The following is a 2459-nucleotide window of genomic DNA, read 5'->3' on the forward strand; positions in this document are numbered from 1 at the left end:
CTCGACGTGGCCGTCCTCCGTCAGCCGCCGGTACGCCTCAGTGACCACCCCGCGCGACATCCGCAGCTCCGCCGCCAGCACCCGTGTCGGCGGCAGCCGACTGCCCAGCGGCAGCCGCCCGTCCGCGATCGCCTCCCGCAGCCGCCACGCCAGCCAGTCCGCCATCCCGCCCGCCGGCGCGTCCCCGACGTCGAGCTGGAGGAAATCCGAACCGTACGCTTTGGACCTCTCAGAGGCCGCTTCTTCCACCCCGTTCATGGAGCCATCGTGGCACGCGCCACTGACAACGCCCCCTGGGAAGCCCCATCGGCGCAGCTCAGAACCGGTTCTCACGCCCGAGCCCCCGCCCGCCCGAGCCCTCCACGCCGGACCTCCTCACTCCCGAGCCCCACCCCCGAGCCCCTCACTCCCCGAACTCGAACTCCCCCGCCCCCGCCAGCACCGCCGCCTCCGCCTTCACGCCCCACAGCCGCTCCAGCTCCCCCCGCACCGCCTCCGTCAGCTCCGCCACATCCGTCGCGGCCGCGTTGTGCATGCCCTCCGCCACCACCAGCACCCGGCGCGTCTGCGCGCCGACCGCCGAGTACCCGCTCTGCCGGTTCGTCCAGCGCCGCGCGTGCGCCCGCCCCGCCGAGTCGGCGAACGTCACCTCCCCCGCCGCCGGATGCTCGATCCCGCCGCCGAACGCCGTGTACGTCTCGTCGCCCACCGCCCGCCGCACCTGCAGCCACGGCTCCGCGATCCGGTCCGCGTCCAGCACCGCGACGGGGATCGCGTACGCCACGGAGACCGCGTTGCACAGGTCCACCACCGGGTGGATCCGCGGCAGCGACCCCTCCCGCCGCAGCCGCCGCAGCAGCGACTCCGACGCGCACCGGTACTGCGTCGGCCGCAGCCCCAGCCGCGTGTACGTCCGCCGCCACGCCCGTACCTCGGGCAGCTCCGCCTCCGTGCCCGCCGCCAGCCGCCGCCGCGCGACGTCCGTGTACGCCGCGACCCGCGCCTCCAGCTCCGCACCCCCGCCGGGGCCGAAGGCGTCGGCGCTCCCTGCGTCCCCGTACAGCACCCCCGCAACCAGCTCGGGAAACTCCGCCCGCAGCTCTGCCGCATGTCCGAACCGCATCGTCACGCCACCGCCAGCTTCGCGCCCAGCCCCACGAACGACACCGCGAACACCCGCCGGATCCCCGCCATCACCCGCGGCCGCCGCAGCACATGGCCGCGTACGGCCGCCGCGCCCATCCCGTACGCCGCGAACACGACGAACGTCAGCCCCATGAACACCGCGCTCAGCCGCAGCATCGCCGCCACCGACCCCTCCTGGCCGGCGGGCATGAACTGCGGCAGGAACGCCACGAAGAACATCGTCAGCTTCGGGTTGAGCAGGTTGAGCAGCACACCGGAGACGATCACCCGGCCCACCGGCTTCGGCCCGGCCGCCGCGTCGGCCTCGACGACCAGGGCCTCCTTGTCGCGCAGCGTCGACCACGCCATGTACAGCAGGTACGCGACGCCCAGGTACTTCACCACCTCGAACGCCACGGCGCTGGTGTGCAGCAGCGCCGCAAGCCCGGTGACGGTGGCGACGACGTGCGGGACGGTGCCGAGCGTGCAGGCGAACGCGGCGACGACGCTCGCGCGCCGGCCGTGGGACAGCCCGGCGACGAGGGTGTAGACCACGCCCGTGCCCGGGGTGGCGACCACGATCAGCGTGGTCAGCAGAAAGGCGATGCTCACGGGAGTGCCTCCGGCGGTGGTGAACGGCTACTGCGGAACACCACCACCCTCACCCGCCGATGGCCTGACGGGCAGAGCCAAAGAGGAGCGAGATCACTGGTCCATAATCTGGGAGCCCTGCCCGGCCGCCCCCGCCGCCACCATGTCCGCGAACACCCGCGCCAGCGGCGACAGCGCCGCCCACCGCCGCACCGCCCACCCCGCCCACAGCGGCGGCAGCTCCGGTACGGGTACGAGCCGCACCCCCGGATGCCGCCCCTCCCGCCACCCCGGCAGCTCCGGTACGACCGCGTAGCCGAGCCCCAGCTCCGCGAGGAGGATCGCCGTGTCCCAGTCGGCGACCGACGTGTCGAACGCCGGCAGCCGCACCCCCGACTCCGCGAACCACGCCTCCAGGTGCGCCCGCGAAGACGAGTTCCCCGGCAGCCCGATGAGCCGCACCGCCGCCAGGTCCGCCGCCCCCACCGCCGACCGCTCCGCCAGCGGATCGCCCTCCCGTACGGCCAGCACCCACCGCAGCTCCGCCGCGCGCCGCAGCTCCACGCCCCGTACCGGCGCGGCGATCGTTATCCACGCCAGGTCGGCGCCGCCCGCGGCCAGCGCGGCGACGCAGCCGCGGCTGGAGTTCTCCGTCTGGAACTCCAGGCTGACCTGCGGATACCGCTCCCGGAACGCGACGACCGCCGCCGACATGAAGTGCCGTACGGTCGTCGCCCCCGTCG

The 2459-nt window shown here is 74.5% G+C and carries 4 protein-coding genes; all 4 read right to left on the reverse strand.

The annotated features are described in order from the left end of the window. On the reverse strand, positions 1-258 hold a 258-nt coding region (locus H5J30_RS27240; RefSeq protein WP_181789970.1), incomplete at its 3' end, for a GntR family transcriptional regulator. Positions 259-403: 145 nt separating this feature from the next. After that, positions 404-1066 (reverse strand): B3/B4 domain-containing protein, encoded by a 663-nt coding sequence (locus tag H5J30_RS27245; protein WP_181789973.1) that lies wholly within the window; start codon positions 1064-1066, stop codon positions 404-406. A 59-nt stretch (positions 1067-1125) separates the two neighbouring features. Further along, a complete protein-coding gene (locus H5J30_RS27250; RefSeq protein WP_181789971.1) occupies positions 1126-1737 on the reverse strand; it encodes a LysE family translocator in 612 nt (203 codons plus the stop codon). Between the two features lie 93 nt (positions 1738-1830). Beyond that, positions 1831-2459, reverse strand: a 629-nt coding sequence (locus H5J30_RS27255; RefSeq protein WP_181789972.1) for a LysR family transcriptional regulator substrate-binding protein, incomplete at its 5' end; no start/stop codon positions are given.

This window comes from Streptomyces phytophilus, assembly GCF_013870535.1.
GTDB lineage: Bacteria > Actinomycetota > Actinomycetes > Streptomycetales > Streptomycetaceae > Streptomyces > Streptomyces phytophilus.